Origin of the sequence: Microbacterium hanjuni (genome assembly GCF_043556395.1) — a bacterium.
Classification (GTDB): Bacteria; Actinomycetota; Actinomycetes; order Actinomycetales; family Microbacteriaceae; genus Microbacterium.
In genome coordinates, this window is sequence record NZ_JBIGIK010000001.1 from 709797 (window position 1) to 728611 (window position 18815).

The 18815-nt window shown below is 69.5% G+C and carries 20 protein-coding genes and 2 tRNA genes; 7 read left to right on the plus strand and 15 right to left on the minus strand.

The window, feature by feature from the left end:
* Positions 1–81 precede the first annotated feature (81 nt).
* The 4 genes from ACFXP5_RS03640 (at position 82) to ACFXP5_RS03655 (ending at position 2672) form a co-directional block, all read left to right on the plus strand.
* The gene (locus ACFXP5_RS03640) at positions 82–573 is read left to right on the plus strand and encodes an SRPBCC family protein (RefSeq protein WP_394543539.1); all 492 of its coding nucleotides are present in this window, start codon (positions 82–84) and stop codon (positions 571–573) included.
* A 97-nt stretch (positions 574–670) separates the two neighbouring features.
* Positions 671–1225 carry an RNA polymerase sigma factor gene (locus ACFXP5_RS03645; RefSeq protein ID WP_394543540.1) on the plus strand — a complete coding sequence of 185 codons (555 nt, stop codon included), beginning with the start codon at positions 671–673 and terminating at the stop codon, positions 1223–1225.
* The gene (locus tag ACFXP5_RS03650) at positions 1222–2358 is read left to right on the plus strand and encodes a DUF4349 domain-containing protein (protein ID WP_394543541.1); all 1137 of its coding nucleotides are present in this window, start codon (positions 1222–1224) and stop codon (positions 2356–2358) included. The genes ACFXP5_RS03645 and ACFXP5_RS03650 overlap by 4 nt, the downstream gene beginning before the upstream one ends.
* A gap of 74 nt (positions 2359–2432) precedes the next feature.
* Positions 2433–2672: a hypothetical protein gene (locus ACFXP5_RS03655; RefSeq protein WP_394527024.1), complete on the plus strand. Its 240-nt coding sequence runs from the start codon at positions 2433–2435 to the stop codon at positions 2670–2672.
* Positions 2673–2677: 5 nt separating this feature from the next.
* On the opposite strand, the gene ACFXP5_RS03660 is transcribed toward ACFXP5_RS03655, so the two are convergent.
* Positions 2678–3073, minus strand: coding sequence for a glucose-6-phosphate dehydrogenase (locus ACFXP5_RS03660; RefSeq protein ID WP_394527025.1), 396 nt, complete (start codon positions 3071–3073; stop codon positions 2678–2680).
* Between the two features lie 171 nt (positions 3074–3244).
* Here ACFXP5_RS03660 and ACFXP5_RS03665 point away from each other — a divergent pair, with 171 nt between their 5' ends.
* Positions 3245–3475, plus strand: a complete 231-nt coding sequence (locus ACFXP5_RS03665; protein ID WP_394527027.1) for a hypothetical protein — start codon at positions 3245–3247, stop codon at positions 3473–3475.
* 52 nt (positions 3476–3527) lie between these two features.
* Here ACFXP5_RS03665 and ACFXP5_RS03670 read toward each other — a convergent pair.
* Positions 3528–3603, minus strand: a tRNA-Glu gene (locus ACFXP5_RS03670).
* A 107-nt stretch (positions 3604–3710) separates the two neighbouring features.
* Here ACFXP5_RS03670 and ACFXP5_RS03675 point away from each other — a divergent pair.
* Positions 3711–4349 (plus strand): MBL fold metallo-hydrolase, encoded by a 639-nt coding sequence (locus ACFXP5_RS03675; protein WP_394543542.1) that lies wholly within the window; start codon positions 3711–3713, stop codon positions 4347–4349.
* Positions 4350–4420: 71 nt separating this feature from the next.
* Here the strand turns inward: ACFXP5_RS03675 and ACFXP5_RS03680 are convergent, their stop codons facing one another.
* From ACFXP5_RS03680 to ACFXP5_RS03740, 13 genes are all read right to left on the minus strand, one after another.
* Entirely contained in the window at positions 4421–4690 is a 270-nt protein-coding gene (locus ACFXP5_RS03680) for an HPr family phosphocarrier protein (protein WP_394527029.1), read from the minus strand.
* 29 nt (positions 4691–4719) lie between these two features.
* Positions 4720–6759 (minus strand): PTS fructose transporter subunit IIABC, encoded by a 2040-nt coding sequence (locus tag ACFXP5_RS03685; protein WP_394543544.1) that lies wholly within the window; start codon positions 6757–6759, stop codon positions 4720–4722.
* A gap of 27 nt (positions 6760–6786) precedes the next feature.
* On the minus strand, positions 6787–7743 hold the full coding sequence (locus ACFXP5_RS03690) for a 1-phosphofructokinase family hexose kinase (RefSeq protein WP_394544174.1): 957 nt from the start codon (positions 7741–7743) through the stop codon (positions 6787–6789).
* On the minus strand, positions 7740–8522 hold the full coding sequence (locus tag ACFXP5_RS03695) for a DeoR/GlpR family DNA-binding transcription regulator (protein WP_394527032.1): 783 nt from the start codon (positions 8520–8522) through the stop codon (positions 7740–7742). The genes ACFXP5_RS03690 and ACFXP5_RS03695 overlap by 4 nt, the downstream gene beginning before the upstream one ends.
* Before the next feature lie 79 nt (positions 8523–8601).
* Positions 8602–9369, minus strand: coding sequence for a hypothetical protein (locus tag ACFXP5_RS03700; protein WP_394543545.1), 768 nt, complete (start codon positions 9367–9369; stop codon positions 8602–8604).
* 54 nt (positions 9370–9423) lie between these two features.
* Complete coding sequence (locus ACFXP5_RS03705) at positions 9424–10503, minus strand: fatty acid desaturase family protein (protein WP_394543546.1); 1080 nt, start codon at positions 10501–10503, stop codon at positions 9424–9426.
* A gap of 117 nt (positions 10504–10620) precedes the next feature.
* A tRNA-Gln gene (locus tag ACFXP5_RS03710) sits at positions 10621–10692 on the minus strand.
* Between the two features lie 70 nt (positions 10693–10762).
* Positions 10763–12280 carry a glutamate--tRNA ligase gene (gene gltX / locus ACFXP5_RS03715; protein ID WP_394543547.1) on the minus strand — a complete coding sequence of 506 codons (1518 nt, stop codon included), beginning with the start codon at positions 12278–12280 and terminating at the stop codon, positions 10763–10765.
* An 11-nt stretch (positions 12281–12291) separates the two neighbouring features.
* Positions 12292–13542, minus strand: coding sequence for an MFS transporter (locus ACFXP5_RS03720; RefSeq protein WP_394543548.1), 1251 nt, complete (start codon positions 13540–13542; stop codon positions 12292–12294).
* Positions 13535–14299: a fumarylacetoacetate hydrolase family protein gene (locus ACFXP5_RS03725; RefSeq protein WP_394543549.1), complete on the minus strand. Its 765-nt coding sequence runs from the start codon at positions 14297–14299 to the stop codon at positions 13535–13537. Before ACFXP5_RS03725 ends, ACFXP5_RS03720 begins: the two co-directional genes overlap by 8 nt.
* Before the next feature lie 47 nt (positions 14300–14346).
* The gene (locus tag ACFXP5_RS03730; protein ID WP_394543550.1) at positions 14347–15453 is read right to left on the minus strand and encodes a branched-chain amino acid aminotransferase; all 1107 of its coding nucleotides are present in this window, start codon (positions 15451–15453) and stop codon (positions 14347–14349) included.
* 62 nt (positions 15454–15515) lie between these two features.
* Positions 15516–16568, minus strand: coding sequence for a 3-isopropylmalate dehydrogenase (locus ACFXP5_RS03735; protein ID WP_394543551.1), 1053 nt, complete (start codon positions 16566–16568; stop codon positions 15516–15518).
* A 28-nt stretch (positions 16569–16596) separates the two neighbouring features.
* On the minus strand, positions 16597–18144 hold the full coding sequence (locus ACFXP5_RS03740; protein ID WP_394543553.1) for an MFS transporter: 1548 nt from the start codon (positions 18142–18144) through the stop codon (positions 16597–16599).
* An 82-nt stretch (positions 18145–18226) separates the two neighbouring features.
* On the opposite strand from ACFXP5_RS03740, the gene ACFXP5_RS03745 reads away from it, so the two are divergent.
* Entirely contained in the window at positions 18227–18781 is a 555-nt protein-coding gene (locus tag ACFXP5_RS03745) for a TetR/AcrR family transcriptional regulator (RefSeq protein ID WP_394527045.1), read from the plus strand.
* The last annotated feature ends 34 nt before the right edge of the window (positions 18782–18815 follow it).

Below are 18815 nucleotides of genomic sequence, written 5' to 3' on the forward strand. Positions count from 1 at the left end.
GAAGGTCGGGTCAGTCTACCGGTGCGGCTCCGTCTGCCGCAGTGCCGCCCCTTCGCCGTCGGCGCATGCCACGATGAACTCGTGCCCGTCGTCGAGTCCCGCTGCATCGTCGACGTCGACGTCGATGTCGCCTTCGCGGTCTCTCAGACCACCGGTGAGATCCGCAAGCGATGGGACCCCTTCATCCGGCGGCAGTACTTCGTCGGCGGTGCGACGGCGCCCGCGAAAGGCGTCCGCACCTTCACGGTGCAGCGCTTCGGCTTCCGAATGGAGAGCGAGTACGTCTCCTACCGTCCGCCGTCCAACGTCGGGATGAAGATGACGAGGGGCTCGTGGTTCTTCGAGCGGATGGGCGGCGGCTGGCGGTTCAGCGCCGTCGAGGGCTCGCCCTCCCAGACGCTGGCGGTGTGGCGGTACAACTTCACGTGCAAGCCCCGATGGCTGGCACCGCTCGCCGAGCGCATCGGCACCGTCGTGCTGCAGCGCGACATCGACCGCCGGATCCGGGGATTCGCCCGCGGCTGCGCCGATCCGGTCGTGCTGGCAGCGGTGGGGGCCGGCCGCGCGAGCTGACCGGCGGAGGTTTCTTGAGACGATCGGGGCCCGCGCGACACCTCCGGGGTGAGAGACACTTCACCGACACGTCGAAGGGGCGGGGGGACGAGCGCAGATGGCACAAGCGATTGACGACACCGACCTGGTCGCCCGCGCGGCCGGCGGTTCGGACGGCGCGTTCCGCGCGCTGTATCGGGCGTACGCCCGTCCCGTGTACTGGATCGCTCACCGCCTGGTCGGCAATACCGCCGATGCCGAGGACGTGACCCAGGAGACGTTCGTCACCGCGTGGCGGAAGCTGCCCGGCATGCGCCTCGAGGGCACGTCGGCGCTCCCCTGGCTCGCGACGATCTGCCGCCTGCAGGCGGCGAACCGACTGCGCAGCCGTCAGCGCGACCGCGCACGGACGACGGAGATCCCCGGCGACATCGTCGACACGGTCGACGTCGAGAAGCAGGTGATCGACACGGCCACGGTCGAGGCGATCCTCCGCGAGGTGTCGACGCTCAGCGAGCTGGATCGGGAGATCTTCCGCCTCTGCGCGGCCGAGGGGTACGGCTACCAAGCCGCCGCCGATCACCTCGGCGTCACCACGGGGGTCGTTCGCAACCGTCTCTCCCGCATCCGCACGCACGTGCGCACCGCTGTCACCGAGACGGAGAGATCATGACCGCCGCATCCGCCGACGACCAGGCACCGCAGGACCTGCCGCCGCTCTCGGACGAGCGGCTCGCGGCCATAGAGTCGGCCGTCTTCGGCCGGATCGCCGACGAGCGGGGTCGACACCGCCCACGTCGGAGCCGCTGGTGGCTCGGCGGTGCTGCCGCAGCCGCGGTGGTCGTGGTCGCCGCCATCATCGCGCCCGGAGTGATGTCGAGCCTCTCGGTCGGTGGATCGGCAGGCTCCCTTTCCGAGAGCGCGCCGGACCAGCCCGCTGTCGGGACGGACTCGGGGATGCGGGGGGCAGCGGAGCCGCTCACCGGATCGGGCGATCAAGCAGCGCCGGGGACCGCAGAGGGCTCGGTAACGAACGCAGCGAACGGGTCACGCGAGATCGTGACGACCGCGAACGCCACGCTCATCGTCGCCGACGCGGCGGAGGCTGCCCGGGACATCACCGCCGATGCCGAGGCGCGCGGCGGCTACGTCGAGTCGCTCAACATCGACGCTCTCGCCGGCGAGACATCGGAGCGAACCGACGCGGGGTCCGACACCTCGATGGCGACAGACCCGTCGACGCCCGGAGCCGGGTGGATCACGGTGCGCCTGCCCTCGGATGCCCTCGACGACGCGATCGACGCGCTGGGATCCGTCGGTGAGGTCACCTCCTCGAGCATCGGTCGCCAAGACGTGACCGACCAGACCATCGATCTGCGGGCCCGCGTGGCCGCCTCCGAGGCATCCGTCGAACGTCTCACCCAGCTCATCGGCCAGGCCGAGTCGGTGGCCGACCTGATCGCGGCGGAATCCGCGCTGTCCGAGCGTCAGGCGGCGCTCGAATCCGACCGTCAGCAGCTCGAGGGACTGGAGGACGAGGTGGCGCTGTCGACCTTGTCCGTGCAGCTGAGTCCTCGGACGATGACCGTGCAGGCCGACCCCGCGGGGTTCGGTGACGGACTCGCCGCGGGCTGGAACGGTCTCATCGCGACGCTGAACGGTGTCGTCGTGGCGCTCGGTTTCCTGCTGCCGTGGCTGGTGATCGTCGGGGCGGTGACCCTCATCGTCCGCGGCGTCCTTCGACTGGTCCGCGGTGCGCGCACGCGCCGCGATGTCCCGGAGACCGCCGACGACTCTTCCGTCTGACGTGGTTCGAAGGGCGCGAACGGTGCGGTGTCAACCCTCGCGGTGCTGTCGGTGGCCGCTCGTAACGTCGGGGCATGACTTCAGAGGACACCACGGGCCTGGCGGAGGGCGAAGCCGTCCGCAAGGACCGCTCCTACAGCCCCGCCAGCGAGAGCGAGACCGAGCAGAAGCAGGACCAGACGGCCCTGCCCGACACGATCGACGATGACATCGACGCCGACGACGTGCAGGTGGCCCCCGGAACCGGCGGCCCCGACGATGTCGGCGAGATCGAGGTCGACGCGGACGACCTCAACCTGCCCTGGCGGGACTGAGGGGGCTAAGCAGCCGACCAGCCGCAGATCCCGCACTCCCCCGTGGCCGACACTTCCACGAAGCAGTTCGGGCACGTCTCCCGCTGCTTCTCGACGACCGGCGTCCGGCGCGGCGGCGGCACCGAGCGTTTGCGCGGAGCGAGCCGGGCCGCCCTGATCTCCGCATCCGTGCGGATCGCCTTCGCGGCGGGCCGGTGCTCTTCGCAATAGAAGCGCACGAAACCGCCATGGTCGTTCGGATGACGATGCTTCACCGCCCACAGCTCCGAGCGATCACGGAGCGCGGAAGCGCCTCCGCATCCGGAGCAACGGGCCGGCTCCCCGGGGGCGACGTCGGCGACGACCAAGGGGGTGTCGAAGGGGATTGCATCGCGCCAATCGGCTGACGAAACGATCTTCATCAGAGACCCCTCACTGTTTGCGAACGACCGTGCCGAGCACGCCGTCCTTCTTCGAGGCTAGTCGCTCCCGAGCGACTCGTCTGCGCTAGGTGGCGGTGAACGAAGGGTCAACCCCGTGCGAGGCGCTGTCCACGGGGCGTACGTTCACTATTCCGACGAAGGAGAGCCCTCATGAGCAACCTCAATACGCGAGACGCGGACGACGCCCGGGCGGACGACGCACCCCCCACGGACGCCTTCACCGACGAGGTCAAGGCCGACACGGTGACCGAAGGAGTGAAGGCCGACGCCTCGAGCAACGAGGACGAAGTCGATGCCGGTGGCGCCGGCACCGACGACGGTCCCGAGACGCTCAGCGACGAACCCGGCGATGTGGCCGTCGTCGACGAGTCCGCCGGCTGAAACAGCGCGACGAAATGAGAAAAGCCCGTCCGACGGACGGGCTTTTCTCGTTTGGTGACCCCAGCGGGATTCGAACCCGCGTTACCGCCGTGAGAGGGCGGCGTACTAGGCCGCTATACGATGGGGCCGTTGCGACAACCGTTCGATTATGCCATGGCCCGGGGTACCCCGCCAAATCGACGGGAGCGCGGCGGGCCCGGTTGCCCAGCAGCCGCGGGGCGGGTTGACTCGGATCATGCGAGTCACCAAGTACGAACACGCCGCCCTCCGCATCGACGAAGCCGGCAGGGCACTCATCATCGACCCGGGCAGTTTCACGAGCCCGCTCGACGATCTGCAGAACGTCGTCGGGGTCGTGCTGACGCATGAGCATCCCGATCACTGGACGCCTCAGCACCTCGACCGCCTCCGCAAGAGCGTGCCGAACGTGCCCATCTACGCACCCGAGGGCGTGGCGAAAGCCGCCCCCGGCTACGACATCATCGTGGTGCACCCCGGTGACACCGTGACCCTCGAACCGTTCACGCTCGAATTCTTCGGCGGCACCCACGCCGTCATCCATGAATCGATCCCCGTCGTCGACAACGTCGGTGTGCTGGTGAACGACGAGTTCTATTACCCGGGTGATTCCTACACCGTGCCGAAGGGGCGCGACGTCGCGCTGCTGGCAGCGCCCATCGGCGCGCCGTGGCTCAAGATCGGCGAGGCCATGGACTTCGTCCTCGCCGTAAAGCCCCGACAGGCGTTCGGCACGCATGACATGACGGTCTCGCAGGTCGGTCGCGACATGGGTCGCGCGCGACTCACGTGGGCCACCGAGCAGAACGGCGGCGCTTTCCTCTCCCTCGATCCGGGCGACTCCACCGACATCTGAGCCCGCGACGAAAACAACGGATGCTGCGAAGCCGACCCGGCTCCGCAGCATCCGTTGTTCGATCTGCCGTGTTACTGCGCGTCGAGGTCGGTCTCGAGCAGGGTGACGAGTTCGTCGAGCACCTGGTCGGCTCCGTCGCCCTCGGCCTTGAGGGTGACGACGGTGCCCTTGGCCGCGCCCAGGCCCATCAGCGACAGGATGCTGCCGGCGTTGAGGTCGGCGCCGCCGTCGACCGCGATCGTGACGGGAACCTTCTTCTCCTGGACGGCCTGCACGAACAGCTTGGCGGGGCGCGCGTGGAGTCCGGAGCTGCTGGCGATGGTGGCCTGGCGTTCTGCCATAGTGATTCCTTCCGATGGGTGTGTATCGATCATGCCGGAACGGCGGCGTTCAGCGGCGCCTCGGCCTCTTCGAGCTCCTTACGACCCACGAGCCGTTTGAGCGCGATCACGATCAGGGCACTGACGACCGTGCCGGCCGCGATGGAGATCGCGAATCCCCAGACCGGATTGATCGCGAAGAAGACGAAGACCCCACCGTGCGGCGCGTAGGACTGCACCGCGAACAGCATGCTCAGAGCGCCGGTCACGGCTCCTCCCGCCATCGAGGCGGGGATGACGCGCAGCGGGTCGGCGGCGGCGAAGGGGATGGCTCCTTCGCTGATGAACGAGGCGCCCAGCAACCACGCGGCAACGCCGTTCTCCCGCTCGACGGGCGTGAACAAGCGGCGGGCGAGCAGGGTGGATGCGAGGGCCATCGCGAGGGGCGGCACCATTCCGGCGCTCATCACCGCGGCCATGATCAGGTACGGCGCGGAATTGTCGCTGGTCGCTGCGGCAAGGCCGGCGGTCGCGAAGGCGTAGGCCACCTTGTTGACCGGGCCGCCGAGGTCGAAGCACATCATCAGCCCGAGGATGATTCCGAGCAGCACCGCTCCCACCCCGCTCTGCGACATCGACGTGAGCCAGTCGGTGAGCACCGTCATGAGGGCGGCGATCGGACGTCCGAGGAAGAGGATCAGCAATCCGGAGGCGAAGATCGATCCCAGGAGCGGGATGATCACGACGGGCATGAGACCGCGCAACCAGCGGGGCACCGCGAGCTGTCCGAGCCACCAGGCGATGAAGCCGGCGAGCAGTCCGCCGACGATTCCGCCGATGAAGCCGGCGTTCATCAGTACGGCCACGGCGCCCGCCACGAAACCGGGGGCGATACCGGGGCGATCGGCGATCGCGAAGGCGATGTAGCCGGCGAGGGCGGCGACGAGGAAGCTCATCGACGTCGAACCGATCATGAACGCCACGGAGCCGAGGTACTGTCCCAGCGGCCCGATCGGCGAGGTGATCCCCTCGGTCGGGAGGTCCCACAGCGAATTCTGGGTGATGACGTTCGCGGCGTTGGCGGTCACCTCGAAGCCGCCGAGAAGGAATCCGAGGGCGATCAGCAGACCGCCGCCCGCGACGAAGGGGATCATGTAGCTCACCCCGGTCAGCAGGATGCGCTGGATGCGCGCGCCCCATGACACGGGAGCGGCGCCGGAACCCGCGCCGGCCGCCTGGGCGGTGCCCGACACCCGCGTGGCGTTCGGGTCGTGAGATGCGGCGATGGCCTCGGCGATCAGCTGCTTGGGTTGCTCGATGCCGCGTTTGACGCCGGAGCGCACGACGGGCTTGCCGGCGAAGCGCTGCTGTTCACGCACGTCCACGTCGACGGCGAAGATCACCGCGTCGGCGTCGTCGATCACGTTCTGCGGAAGTGCTTTGTACCCGCTCGAACCCTGGGGCTCCACCACGAGGTCGACGCCTTCCTCCTGACCGGCGAGGGTGAGCGCGTCGGCGGCCATGAAGGTGTGGGCGATACCGGTGGCGCACGCCGTCACCGCGACGATCCGCGGGCGGTGCGTGTCGGAGCTCGCAGCCGCCGCCGGCGCGGGCGCGGGCTCGACCGGAGCGGGCGCGGTGGGCTCGATCGCCTCGGTGATGATGCCGACCGCCTCGACCGGCGTCGTGGCCGCCCGCAGGCTCGCCATGAAGTCCGGCCGCATGAGGCTGCGCGCGAGTTGCGACAGCACGGCGAGGTGCGCCTCGTCGGCGCCCGCGGGGGCGGCGATGAGGAAGACGATGTCGGCCGGACCGTCGGGGGCGCCGAAGTCGACCCCCGGAGTGAGGCGGGCGAAGGCGAGTGTCGGCTCGGTGACCGAGGCGCTGCGCGCGTGCGGGATGCCGATACCGCCGGGCAGGCCGGTTTCATCCTTGAGTTCGCGCGCCCAGGCGTCGTCGAACAGCTCGCCGGCATCGCGGGCGCGGCCGGACGCGACGACGCGTTCGGCGAGGGCTCGGATGACGTCGGCTTTGTCGTCCCCGAGCGAGACGTCGAGCGAGACGAGCTCGGGAGTGATGATGCGGGACATGTCGGTGACCTCCGTGGTCAGGGTGGATCAGGTCGAGGGAAGGTACGGCGCGACCGAGATCGCGTCGGGGGGAAGATCGTCGGGCGTCGGCGCTTGCGAGCCGGGAAGGGATGCTGCCGCCGCACCGTAGGCGACGGCGTTGGCAAGGCATTCGGCGGGCGAACGACCCTGGGTCTGAGCGATGAGGTAGCCGGCGAGCGAGCTGTCTCCGGCACCCACGGTGCTGGCGACGGCCACGCGGGGCGCAGCCGCCCGCAGCACGCCCTCCGCGCTCACGAGCAGTGCACCGGCCGCGCCCAGTGTGACCAGGGCGCTGGAGGCCTTGTCGGGCACGAGCGTGCGCGCGCGCTCGGCTGCGGCAGAGGCGGCGTCCTCGTCGGCGTCGGGAGTGTCGCCGCACAGATCCGCGAGCTCCTCGTCATTCGGCTTGATGAGATCGACGTGCGCTTCGTCGACCACGGAACGCAGGGCCTCACCGGCCGCGTCAACCGCAATGCGGGGCGCCGCGCTCCCCCACTTCTCCCGCACGGCGGAGACGATGTCGGTATAGAAGCGCGCCGGAGCCCCGGGCGGCAGCGAACCTGCCAACACGAGCCACTGCGCCCGATCACAGGCGGAAACGACCGCTGCGATCATCGCCCGAGCCCGGTCAGCGTCCAGCACGGGCCCGGGCAGATTGATCTTGGTGGTCACGCCGCTCGGATCGGTCACGGTGAGATTGGCGCGCACCCGGCCCGCCGCGGGGACGGCCCGGACCGCGAGGGGCGTCCGAGCCAGCAGCGCTCGGAACGGGTCGTGCTCGTCGACGGGAACGACGGCGAGCACCGGCACTCCCGCCGCGTCGATCGCTCGAGCCACGTTGACTCCTTTGCCGCCGGCGTCCTCCCGGCTGGCGTCGGCGCGCTGCACCTCACCTACCTGCAGGGGCGACTCCAACTCGACCGCCCGGTCGATGGACGGGTTCGCGGTGAAGGTGACGATCATGCGAGCCACAGCTCCGCCCCGGCGTCGCTGAGCGACGTCGTCAACGCGCTGGGCGGGGCAGCGTCCGCCACGAGCACGTCGACGTCCGACAGCCCCGCGAAGCGCACCAGCAGCTCCGCACCGAACTTCTCCGCGTCGGCGACGACGATCACGCGGCGCGCGGCGGAGATGATGGCGGCTTTGACCGCGGCCTCATCCGGATCGGGAGTGCTCAACCCGAACGCGCCGCTCACCCCGTTCGTGCCGATGAACGCGACATCGGGGCGGAGCGTGCGGATCGTGCCGACCGTCTCGGCCCCGACCGCCGCAGCCGTCAGTCCGCGCACGCGGCCACCGATCACGGTGAGACCGAGGTCGGTCCCGGCCAGGCCGTGCGCGATCGTCATCGAGTGCGTGACCACCTCGGCCGTCGCACCCGAGCGGAGGAGATGGGCGGGGAGGGCTGCGGCCACGGCCGCCGTGGTCGTTCCCGCGTCGAGGTAGATCGATCCGTGGAAGCCCGGCTCGAGGGCGTCCAGCGCCCGCACCCCGATCGCCCGCTTCGCATCGCCGTGGCGCAACAGTCGCTCGGCGACGGGAGTCTCGACGGTGCTGCTGCGCCCCGCCGCGACCGCGCCGCCGTGCACGCGCCGCAGCATCCCGTCCTCTTCCAGGAGGGCGAGGTCCCGACGCACGGTCTCGGTGGTGACGGCGAAGCGGGAGGCGAGATCGACGACACTCACGCGGCCCTCCTCACGCAGCAGGTGCGTGATGAGCTCGTGTCGCTCCGTTGCGTACATCGTGGTCCTCCTCGACGGATTCCCAAACGATACAACACAAACACAGAATTAACCACACCCCCGCTCTGGGGGCCGCGCATCACAGATCGGAGTCGGCCGCTCGCTCCCAGACCTGGACGTGGTCACCCTCGAGCACGAATCGCACCACGCTGCCGGTGGGGAGATCTCCCGCGATCCCTTCCGGCATGCCCTCCCACACCGTCAGGTCCACCGTCGGATCGAGGCCTCGCGGCGTGCAACTGAGGCCGACCGTGCCGTACTCGCCCGCCTCCACCACGAGGCAGCGCTGTCCGACGTCGGTGCGCGAGGCCCACAGCGTCAGGGAGCGGTGCGGCTCGAACTGCTGGATGTCGTCGAGGTCGATCCCGTAGGAGCGGAGGAACCCCGCCTGCGACGATCCCCGGCCGGTCGCCGGATCGGTCGCCACCACGGAGAGAGTCAGATCGGATGCGGGCGCCACGCCGCGCGCCACCCCCCACACGCCGGCGAGCAGCACCACGACGGCCACGACGGCCACCGCGACGACCCGCCCGCGACGAGGACGGGGAGGCGCCTTCTCGTCGCCCGCCGTCCCGGGCGTGCCGTCTGTCACCTGCTCCTCGGTCCAGGCACCGTCGGCGGTGAGGTGAGCGGATGCTTCGGGAACGAGGGCGACCGCCGCCCCGGGATCAGCCGGCTCAGTCGTCTGCTCGGCACGCGCCGGCGGGAGGTCGGCGTGCGCTGTCGTCTCGAGCTGCTGGAGACGGTGGATGTCGGCGCCGTCGAGCCCGCCATCAGGACCGTACGCCCGCGCCCGCAGCTGCTCGAGCTCGCGACTCTCGTCGGGCGTCAGCATCGGCGCGTCCATGTCCCCATTATGGAACTCCAGGGAGGAGGTGGCTCCGCCCCGGGGGGTTCGGGATCAGTCTCCGGCGACGATCGCGAGACGCTGTTCGACGAGCGGGCACGCGAAGACGTCGCGCTCCCCCAGTCCGACCCGATTGATGTAGCGCACGACGATCGCGTAGGAGGAGAACAGCCCGACCGCCGTGTACGGCACGCCCTGTTCGCGGCAGTAGGCGGCGATGATGGGGGCCGCGCGGCGCAGGTGAGGTCGTGGCATCGACGGGAACAGGTGGTGCTCGATCTGGTAGTTCAGCCCGCCCAGCAGCACATCCACGAAGCGGCCCCCGCGCACGTTGCGGCTCATCATGACCTGGCGGCGGAGGAAGTCGAGCGTCATCCCGCGCGGCACGATGGGCATGCCTTTGTGATTGGGGGCAAACGAGATGCCCATGTAGAACCCGAAGAGCCCCAACTGCACGGCGAGGAACGCGAAGGCGATGCCGGGCGACAGCACCAGGAACACCAGCACAAGGAAGCCGAGCAGCCGCACGGTAAGGAAGGCGACCTCCACCCACCGCCGCGCCAGGCGCTCCGACCGCGCCACGCGGCTGATGCCGGATGCGTGCAGGGATATGCCCTCCAGCAACAGGATCGGGAAGAACAGCAGGCCCTGGTGCGCCTGGACCCAGCCGAGTGCGCCCGCGCGTCGCCGGGTCGCCGCGTCTGCGGTGACGGCGATGACGGGCAGCTCGATGTCGGGGTCCGACCCCGTCTTGTTGGGGTTGGCGTGGTGGCGTGTGTGCTTGTGCTGCCACCAGCCGTAGCTCATCCCGACGAGCAGATCGCCGACGATGAGGCTGACCCAGTCGTTCCACTTGCCGGAGGCGAAGATCTGCCGGTGGGCGGCGTCGTGGCCGAGGAACGCGATCTGCGTGAAGACCACGGCGAGGACGGCAGCGGTGATCAGCTGCCACCACGTGTCGCCGATGACGACGAAGGCGACCAGGCACGCCGCCAGCACCACGGGCGCCAGGATGAGCTTCGTCCAGTAGTAGCCGTAGCGGCGCCGCAGCAGTCCGCTGTCGCGCACGCGCTGCGCCAACTCGGCGAAGTCGCTCGCGGCGCGCAGCCTTCCGTGGGGATGGGGGGTGGTCATGGCCGGAAGCTACGTCTGCTCCGCGGCGCCGCCGCGCCGGTTGACAAAATCGAGGACTCTTGCAGCGAAGCTCGCCCAGAAGCAGAAAAACCCCCGCTGAGCGGGGGTTTTCTCAAGCTGGGGTACCTGGACTCGAACCAAGAACAACGGTACCAGAAACCGTCGTGTTGCCAATTACACCATACCCCACCGGACTCCAGCCGAAGCCGTGCCGACGATCCAGTCTAGACGACGCCGGCGGCCTCGCCAAACCAGGCACCTACTCCGCGAGGTGGGTGACCAACGCTCCGAGGCGACGGATCGACTCCTTCTTGCCCAGCAACTCCATCGATTCGAACAGCGGCGGAGACACCCGCCGGCCCGTGAGGGCGACGCGCGGCGGCCCGTAGGCGACGCGGGGCTTGAGGCCGAGTTCGTCGACGAGCGCGCGCGAGAGCGCTTCCTGCACGGCCGCTGCGGTGAACTCCGCCTCGGGCACGAGTTCGAGCGCCTCGACCGAACCGACGAGCACCTCGGCGGCGTTCGCGGGGAGACCCTTGAGAGCATCGGCGTCGTAGGAGATCTCGTCGGTGAAGAGGAAGCCCAGCATGCCCGGGACATCACCGAGCAGCTGAACGCGCTCTTGGACGAGCGGCGCGGCGGCGGCGATGATCGCGGTCTGGGCGGGCGTCGGGATGGCCTCGACGAGACCAGCCTGCGCGAGGTAGGGCACGATCCGTTCGGCGAAGTCCGCAGCATCCAGCAGTCGGATGTGGTCGCCGTTGATCGACTCGGCCTTCTTCTGATCGAAGCGGGCGGGGTTCGGGTTCACGTCGGCGATGTCGAAAGCGGCGATCATCTCGTCGAGGGAGAAGACGTCGCGATCGGGGGCGAGCGACCACCCGAGCAGGGACAGGTAGTTGAGGAGCCCCTCGTGGACGAAGCCCTTCTCGCGCTGCAGGAAGAGATCGGCCTTCGGATCGCGTTTCGACAGCTTCTTGTTGCCCTCCTCGCCGAGGACGAGCGGCATGTGCCCGAAGCGGGGCACGAAGTCGGTGACGCCCGCGTCGATCAGGGCGCGGTACAACGAGAGCTGTCGAGCGGTCGACGGCATGAGGTCTTCACCGCGGATGACGTGGGTGATCCCCATGAGGGCGTCATCGACCGGGTTGACGAACGTGTAGAGCGGCACTCCCCCGGCCCGGACGATCACGAAGTCGGGGAACGACCCGGCGGGGAAGGTGACCTCGCCGCGGATGAGGTCGACGTAGGTGAGGTCCTCATCGGGAACGCGCAGGCGCCAGGCCGGTTCCCGGCCCTCGGCCCGGAACGCCGCCTTCTGCTCCTCGGTGAGGTCGCGGTCGAAGTTGTCGTAGCCCAGCTGCTTCGCGCGGCCGTTGACCGCGTTGCGCTCGTCGATCTCGTCCGCGGTGGAGTAGCTCTCGTAGACCACGCCCGCGGCCACGAGCTTCGCAAGCACCTTGCGGTAGATCTCGTGTCGCTCGGACTGTCGGTACGGACCGTTCGGGCCGCCCACCTCGACGCCCTCGTCCCAGTCGATCCGCAGCCAGCGCAGAGCGTCCAGCAGCTGCTGATAGCTCTCTTCGCTGTCGCGGGCAGCATCCGTATCCTCGATACGGAAGACGAGCTTGCCGCCGTTGTGGCGCGCATATGCCCAGTTGAACAGCGCCGTGCGGATCAAGCCGACGTGCGGCGTACCCGTCGGGCTGGGGCAGAAGCGGACGCGAACGTCGACGCCCGAGGCGGTCGTGGTGCGGGGATCCGGCGTAGAAGACATCACCGCTCAGTTTAGGTGGCGGATGCCGGCGCCGAAGCTGTGCGCCCCGTCCAGGCGATCGGCACGAGGGCGACGGTCGCTGCGACGACCAGGAGAGCCGCCAAGGCCAGACCGGCGTAGCCGATCGCGCCGAGGAGGAGACCGGCCGTGATCGCCCCGGACGCGCCCACGATGCTCATCGCGAAGTCGCTGAAGCCCTGTCGACGGGTGCGCAACCGCTCGGCCGACGATTCCGTCAGCAGGGCGGAGCCGGCCACGGTCGTGGCGCTCCAACCGAGGCCGAGCAGCACGAGGCCGACCGTCACCGCCGTCATGTCGTCGGCACCGGCTGAGGCGACTAAGAGTGCGGTGACCAGGAGAGCTTGACCGAGCAGGATCGTCGGCGCCCGTCCGAAGCGGTCGGCGAGGAGGCCGAAGACCGGCGAGAGCGCGAACATCCCCGCGACGTGCAGGCTCAGGGTCAGCCCGACTACCGAGAGCGTCGCACCGTGGTGCAGCAGGTGCACGGGCGTCATCGCCATCACCGACACCATCACGACGTGCGCCGCCGCGACGGCGAAGATCGCATAGCGCGCCCGGGCGGGCCGGTCGGGATGCTCGATCGTGTCGACGGAGGGGTCGGATGCCGCATCGGTGGAGAGGCGTTGCGCGAGGAGCAGCGGGTCGGGGCGGAGCGCCACGAGGTACAGCGCGATCGCCAGGAGTTGTCCGACCACGGTGAACACGTACGGCCCGGTCAGGGGCGGCATCCCCCACGCGGCGCCCAACGCCTCGCCCGGCCCCGCGAGGTTCGGACCGGCCACCGCGCCGATCGTCGTCGCCCAGACCACGAGCGACAGCGACCGCCCGCGCGTGGCGTCCGTCGCGAGGTCGGCGGCGGCGAAGCGCGACTGGAGATTCGCCGCCTGCCCCGCGCCGATCAACGCGAGGGCCAGCAACAGCAGGGGGAAGATCCGCGCCCCGGTCGCGACGATCAGCAGCACCACGCCCGCGAGGGCGACCGTCATGCCGGTCGCGAGCGAGATCGCCCTTCCGCGTCGGCGCGCGAGGGCGGCGAGCGGCAGCGCGACCAGCGCGGTGCCGAAGGTGACCGCCGCGGTGGCGAGCCCGGCGAAGGCGTCGTCGCCCGAGACGTCGGCTGCGATCACCGCGCCCAGCGAGAGGGTGGCGCCGAAGGCGATGCCGCCGAGGACCTGCCCGATCGCGAGCACGAGCACGGTGCGTCGCTGCACCCGAGCGAGATCGAGCGGCGTGTCAGGCATCCCGTGCGGCGTTGCGGAGCACCCCGAGACCCGTGATCTCGACGTCGATGATGTCGCCAGCGACGAAGGGCCCGACCCCGGCCGGGGTGCCGGTGAGGATCACATCACCCGGCAGCAGGGTGAACGCCGCCGAGGCGTACGCGATGATGTCGGGGATCGAGTGGATCATGGTGGAGACGGGCGCCTGCTGCACGATGTCGCCGTTCAGGCGCGTCGTGAGCACCGCGGACGCCGCGTCGAAATCCGTCTCGATCGCCGGTCCCAGCGGGCAGAAGGTGTCGAAGCCCTTCGCGCGGGCCCACTGTCCGTCGCTCTTCTGCAGGTCGCGGGCCGTCACGTCGTTTCCGATCGTGTAGCCGAAGACGTAGTCGAGCGCACGTTCGGCCGGCACGTTCTTCGCGATCCGGCCGATGACCACGGCGAGTTCGCCCTCGTAGTCGGTGCGGTCGGACTGCGGCGGACGCACGATCGCATCGCCGGGGCCGACCACCGACGTGTTGGGCTTCAAGAACAGCAACGGCTCGGCGGGGGCCTCCCCGCCCATCTCGGCGGCGTGATCGGCGTAGTTCTTGCCGACGCAGACGACCTTCGAGCGCGGGATGACGGGCGCCAGCAGCGCGACGTCACCGAGCGGCACGCGCTCTCCGGTCGTGTCGAAACCGGCGAACATCGGGTCCCCGGCGAGCACGACGAGCTCGCCGTCGTCGACGATGCCGTAGCGGATGGCGTCCTGGTAGCTGAAGCGTGCGATTCTCACCCGTTCACCCTACCCAGCCCGCCTCGCCCACGCTCTGGGACGCCGGGTCAGGCGTCCAGGCGCAGCAACCAGCCGTGCTTGTCTTCGGCGCGACCGTACTGGATGTCGGTGAGCTCCTGGCGGAGTTCGAGCGCCAGGGTTCCGGTCGGCTGCTCGTCGAGGAAGTCCCGACCCTTGAGCATGCCGATCGGCGTCACGACCGCGGCCGTGCCGCAGGCGAACACCTCGGCGATGTCGCCCGAGGCGACGCCCTGGCGCCACTCATCGAGCGACACGGCACGGCCTTCGACCTTGTGCCCGCGGTCGATCGCCAGCTGCAGGATCGAGTCGCGCGTGATGCCTTCGAGGATGGACTCGGACTGCGGGGTGACGATCGTGCCGTCCTTGTAGACGAAGACGATGTTCATGCCGCCGAGTTCTTCCACGTTGCGGTGCTCGTCGAGGAACACGACCTGGTCGCACTCGTGCTCGTAGGCCTCCGACTGCGGCAGCAGGCTGGCGGCGTAGTTGCCGCCGGTCTTGGCCGCACCGGTGCCGCCCTTGCCCGCGCGGGCGTAGTCCTCGCTCAGCCAGATGGACACAGGCTTCACGCCGCCCTTGAAGTAGGCGCCGGCAGGACTCGCGATGACGTAGTAGTTGACCTTGTGCGCGGGCCGCACGCCGAGGAACGCCTCTTTCGCGAACATGAACGGCCGCAGGTACAGGCTCTGGTCATCACCGGACGGCACCCACGCGGCGTCGACCTTGATGATCTCGCGCAGAGACTGTATGAAGTAGGGCGCGGGAAGCTCGGGCAGCGCCAGTCGACGGGCGCTGCGCTGCAGACGCCGGGCGTTCTGGTCGGGACGGAAGGTGTGGATCGAGCCGTCCTTGTGCCGGTAGGCCTTGATCCCCTCGAAGACCTCTTGGCCGTAGTGCAGCACGGCGGCGGCCGGGTCGAGCGCGATCGGGCCGTAGGGCGAAACCCGCGGCCGGTGCCACCCGCCGCCGACCGACCAGCAGATGTCCACCATGTGATCGGTGAAGGCGGCGCCGAAGCCGGGGTTGGCCAGGATCGCATCGCGATCGGCCGGGCTCTTGGCGGCGAGGTTGCGGTTGACGGTGAACTCGAGCGGGTCGAGTCCGGTGTCGGGGTCGGTGTCGATGAGTGTCATGTCTCGTCTTTCGTGCCGGGCCACCGCGGCGGCGCTGTGCGGGCGACGCCCGCTTGCCCAGGTTACGCCTGGAGGCGGGCGGCGATCGCGTCGCCGATCTCGGTGGTGGTGCGGGGAGAGCCGTCACGGGCGGCAATGTCGTCCTCGGTCGCGCGTGTGACGCGGTGTGATTCGTCGTGCAGCCCGAGATGATCGAGCAGGAGCGCGACGGAGAGGATCGCTGCCGTGGGATCGGCCTTCTGCTGTCCCGCGATGTCGGGCGCCGATCCGTGCACGGGCTCGAACATCGAGGGGAATGCGCCGTCGGGATTGATGTTGCCCGAGGCTGCGAGGCCGATGCCACCGGTGACGGCGCCGGCCAAGTCGGTCAGGATGTCGCCGAAGAGGTTGTCGGTGACGATCACGTCGAAGCGGCCCGGGTTCGTGACCAGGAAGATCGTTGCCGCGTCGACGTGCAGGTAGTCTACGGCGACGCCGGGATGCTCGGCGGCCACGGCGTCGACGACCCTCTTCCAGAGCCCCCCGGAATGCACGAGCACGTTGGTCTTGTGCACGAGCGTCACCTTCTTCCGACGCTTCTCGGCGAGGTCGAACGCGAAGCGGGCGACACGCTCGGCCCCGAACGCAGTGTTGACCGAGGTCTCATTGGCGATCTCGTGCGGTGTGCCGACGCGGATCGCCCCGCCGTTGCCGACGTACGGGCCCTCGGTGCCTTCGCGCACGACGACGAAGTCGACGTCTCCCGGGTCCGCCAGCGGGCTCGGCGCGCCGGGGTAGAGCTTCGACGGACGGAGGTTTACGTAGTGATCAAGCGCGAAACGCAGGCGCAGCAGCAGTCCGCGTTCGATGTTCGCGTCCTTCAGCCGCGGGTCGCCCGGCTCCCCTCCGACCGCGCCGAGCAGGATGACGTCGTTCGCCGTGATCGCGGCGAGATCATCGTCGGTCAGCGTGTCGCCGGTCTCGAGGTAGCGTCCGGCGCCGAGGGCGAAGCGCGTGCTGTCGAAGGTGACGTCGCTCGCCGAGGTTGCGACCGCGAGCACCTTCTCGGCTTCGGCGATCACTTCGGGGCCGATGCCGTCCCCGGGTATGACAGCCAGCTTGACGACACGCGACATGGTGCTCCTCCGGGGCGAGCCGTACCCCTCACGCAGGGCGTCGGGAGGACGGGACGGCTTTGGACCCCTTCAGCGTAGTGGCCGCGACCACGGCGGCCACGACGATCAGCGCCGCACCGATCATGGCCGTCAGGGCGACGCCCGAGTCGAAGGCGTGGGCCGCGGCGTCGCGCAGAGCGGACGCCAGCGCGGGGTCGAGCCCGTCCGCCGCGGCCATCGCCCCGGCGAGGGTCTCGCGAGAAGCATCCGCCGCCCCCTCGGGGACACCGGCGGGGATCACCAGCTGCGCCCGATAAGCGGCCGTAAGGATTCCGCCGAGGATCGCCGTGCCGAGCACGGCGCCGAGCTCGTAGGCGGTCTCGGACACGGCGCTCGCCGCGCCCGCCTTCTCGGCGGGGGCGCTGGCGAGGATGAGCTCGTTGCTGACGGTCTCGGCCGCTCCGATCCCGAGGCCCAGGGCGGCGAACGCGACGATGAGCAGGCCGAGGTCGCTCGTCGAGACCGCGACGAGGGCGTAGCCCAGCACGGAGAACGCCATCGCGACGGGCACGATGATGCGCGGCGGGTAGCGCTTCGCGACCGGCACGATCAGCAGGCCCGACGCGATCATGGCCAAGAGCCCGGGTACGAGCGCGAAGCCCGCCTCCATCGGACTCAGCCCGACGATGAGCTGCAGGTGCTGTGCGACGAAGTAGAGGAAGCCCACCAGCCCGACCACGCTGAGCAGGTTCACCACGATCGCACCACTGAAGGTGCCGCGGCGGAACAGCGTCATGTCGAGCATGGGGGTCGGCAGCCGACGCTGACGACGCACGAAGAGCCAGCCGAAGCCGACGCCGACGGCGAAGAGCACCGGGATCGTGGGAACGACACCCTCCACGGCGAGTTCCTTGATGCCGTAGACGATCGGGATCATGGTGCCGAGGGAGAGCAGGATGCTGAGGACGTCGAAGCGACCGGGGTGCGGGTCACGGCTCTCGGGAACGAGGATGGGCGCGAGTACCAGCAGCGGGATGAGTACCGGGACCGAGAGCAGGAAGACCGAGCCCCACGCGAAGTGTTCGAGCAGGAAACCGCCGACGATGGGCCCGAGGGCTGAACCCGCGGAGAACCCGGCGGCCCAGATCGCGATCGCGATGCGGCGCTGATCGCGGTTGGCGAAGATCGTGCGCAACAGCGACAGCGTGGACGGCATGAGCATGGCGCCGAAGACGCCCATGCCCGCGCGTGCTGCGATGAGCAGCACAGCGGTGGGGGCGAAGGCCGCGAGCACGGAGACGATTCCGAAGCCGGTCGCCCCGATGAGCAGCATCCGTCGGCGACCGAAGCGATCGCCGAGGGTGCCCATCGTGACCAGCAGGGCGGCGAGCACGAGCGCATAGGAGTCGACGATCCACAGCTGCTCGATGCTGGTCGGCGCGAGATCGGACGAGATCGCGGGCAGCGCGAAGCTCAGCACCGTGTTGTCGACGGAGACCAGGATCACGGGCAGCATCAGCACCGCGAGGGCGAGCCAGCCGCGCCACGAGACGCGCGGGGTGGTGACTGTCGAGGTGGGTTGGGTCATTGTCAGCATGGGTGTTGCATTTCCGTTTCTTAACCGTCTAGCCGGTATAGTATCAGAGGAAGTCGACCCCTGCCTGGATACGATCGGAATCATGAGCCGCCCACCCCGTGCCCGCGAGAGCGTTCTCGACGCCTTCGCCCACATCCTCGTGGACGACGGCGAACGCGCTGCGACCATGGACGCCACCGCACGCGTCGCGGGCGTATCGAAGGGTGGGCTGCTGTACCACTTCGGTTCGAAGGACGCCCTCGAGGCCGGCCTCATCGAACGGATGGAGCTGCTGGCGCTCGAGGACATCGAGGAGATCAAACGCTCCCCCGACGGCCCGGTGGCCGCGTTCATGCGCACCTCGATCCACACCGGTTCGGTGCTGGATCAGTCGATCGTGGCCGTGTCGCGCCTCGCCCAGAACGGCAACGTCGCTGCCGCGGAGGCGCTCCGGCGGGTGCGGGTGCTGTGGGAAGAGGCGCTGCGGCCCCAGGCGCGCGACGAGACCGCGCTGCAGCTGATCATGCTCGTGAGCGACGGTCTCTACTTCAACAACGCCCTCACCGGCTCGGTTCCGGCCCCGCACCTCGATGCCGACGCGCTCGAAGCCCTCATCCGGCTGGTCGAAGCATCCGCCACCCGTCGGGGCCCGGCCTGAGCCCCGACGCAGCGCCCCTCCCCTTCCCCCGCGA

Bases quoted from the DNA above. Each gene is read 5' to 3' on its own strand.
- ACFXP5_RS03645 (WP_394543540.1), top strand. From the start codon at position 671: ATGGCACAAGCGATTGACGACACCGACCTGGTCGCCCGCGCGGCCGGC.
- ACFXP5_RS03650 (WP_394543541.1), top strand. From the start codon at position 1,222: ATGACCGCCGCATCCGCCGACGACCAGGCACCGCAGGACCTGCCGCCG.
- ACFXP5_RS03655 (WP_394527024.1), top strand. From the start codon at position 2,433: ATGACTTCAGAGGACACCACGGGCCTGGCGGAGGGCGAAGCCGTCCGC.
- ACFXP5_RS03660 (WP_394527025.1), bottom strand. From the start codon at position 3,073: ATGAAGATCGTTTCGTCAGCCGATTGGCGCGATGCAATCCCCTTCGAC.
- ACFXP5_RS03665 (WP_394527027.1), top strand. From the start codon at position 3,245: ATGAGCAACCTCAATACGCGAGACGCGGACGACGCCCGGGCGGACGAC.
- ACFXP5_RS03675 (WP_394543542.1), top strand. From the start codon at position 3,711: ATGCGAGTCACCAAGTACGAACACGCCGCCCTCCGCATCGACGAAGCC.
- ACFXP5_RS03680 (WP_394527029.1), bottom strand. From the start codon at position 4,690: ATGGCAGAACGCCAGGCCACCATCGCCAGCAGCTCCGGACTCCACGCG.
- ACFXP5_RS03685 (WP_394543544.1), bottom strand. From the start codon at position 6,759: ATGTCCCGCATCATCACTCCCGAGCTCGTCTCGCTCGACGTCTCGCTC.
- ACFXP5_RS03690 (WP_394544174.1), bottom strand. From the start codon at position 7,743: ATGATCGTCACCTTCACCGCGAACCCGTCCATCGACCGGGCGGTCGAG.
- ACFXP5_RS03695 (WP_394527032.1), bottom strand. From the start codon at position 8,522: ATGTACGCAACGGAGCGACACGAGCTCATCACGCACCTGCTGCGTGAG.
- ACFXP5_RS03700 (WP_394543545.1), bottom strand. From the start codon at position 9,369: ATGGACGCGCCGATGCTGACGCCCGACGAGAGTCGCGAGCTCGAGCAG.
- ACFXP5_RS03705 (WP_394543546.1), bottom strand. From the start codon at position 10,503: ATGACCACCCCCCATCCCCACGGAAGGCTGCGCGCCGCGAGCGACTTC.
- gltX (WP_394543547.1), bottom strand. From the start codon at position 12,280: ATGTCTTCTACGCCGGATCCCCGCACCACGACCGCCTCGGGCGTCGAC.
- ACFXP5_RS03720 (WP_394543548.1), bottom strand. From the start codon at position 13,542: ATGCCTGACACGCCGCTCGATCTCGCTCGGGTGCAGCGACGCACCGTG.
- ACFXP5_RS03730 (WP_394543550.1), bottom strand. From the start codon at position 15,453: ATGACACTCATCGACACCGACCCCGACACCGGACTCGACCCGCTCGAG.
- ACFXP5_RS03735 (WP_394543551.1), bottom strand. From the start codon at position 16,568: ATGTCGCGTGTCGTCAAGCTGGCTGTCATACCCGGGGACGGCATCGGC.
- ACFXP5_RS03740 (WP_394543553.1), bottom strand. From the start codon at position 18,144: ATGCTGACAATGACCCAACCCACCTCGACAGTCACCACCCCGCGCGTC.
- ACFXP5_RS03745 (WP_394527045.1), top strand. From the start codon at position 18,227: ATGAGCCGCCCACCCCGTGCCCGCGAGAGCGTTCTCGACGCCTTCGCC.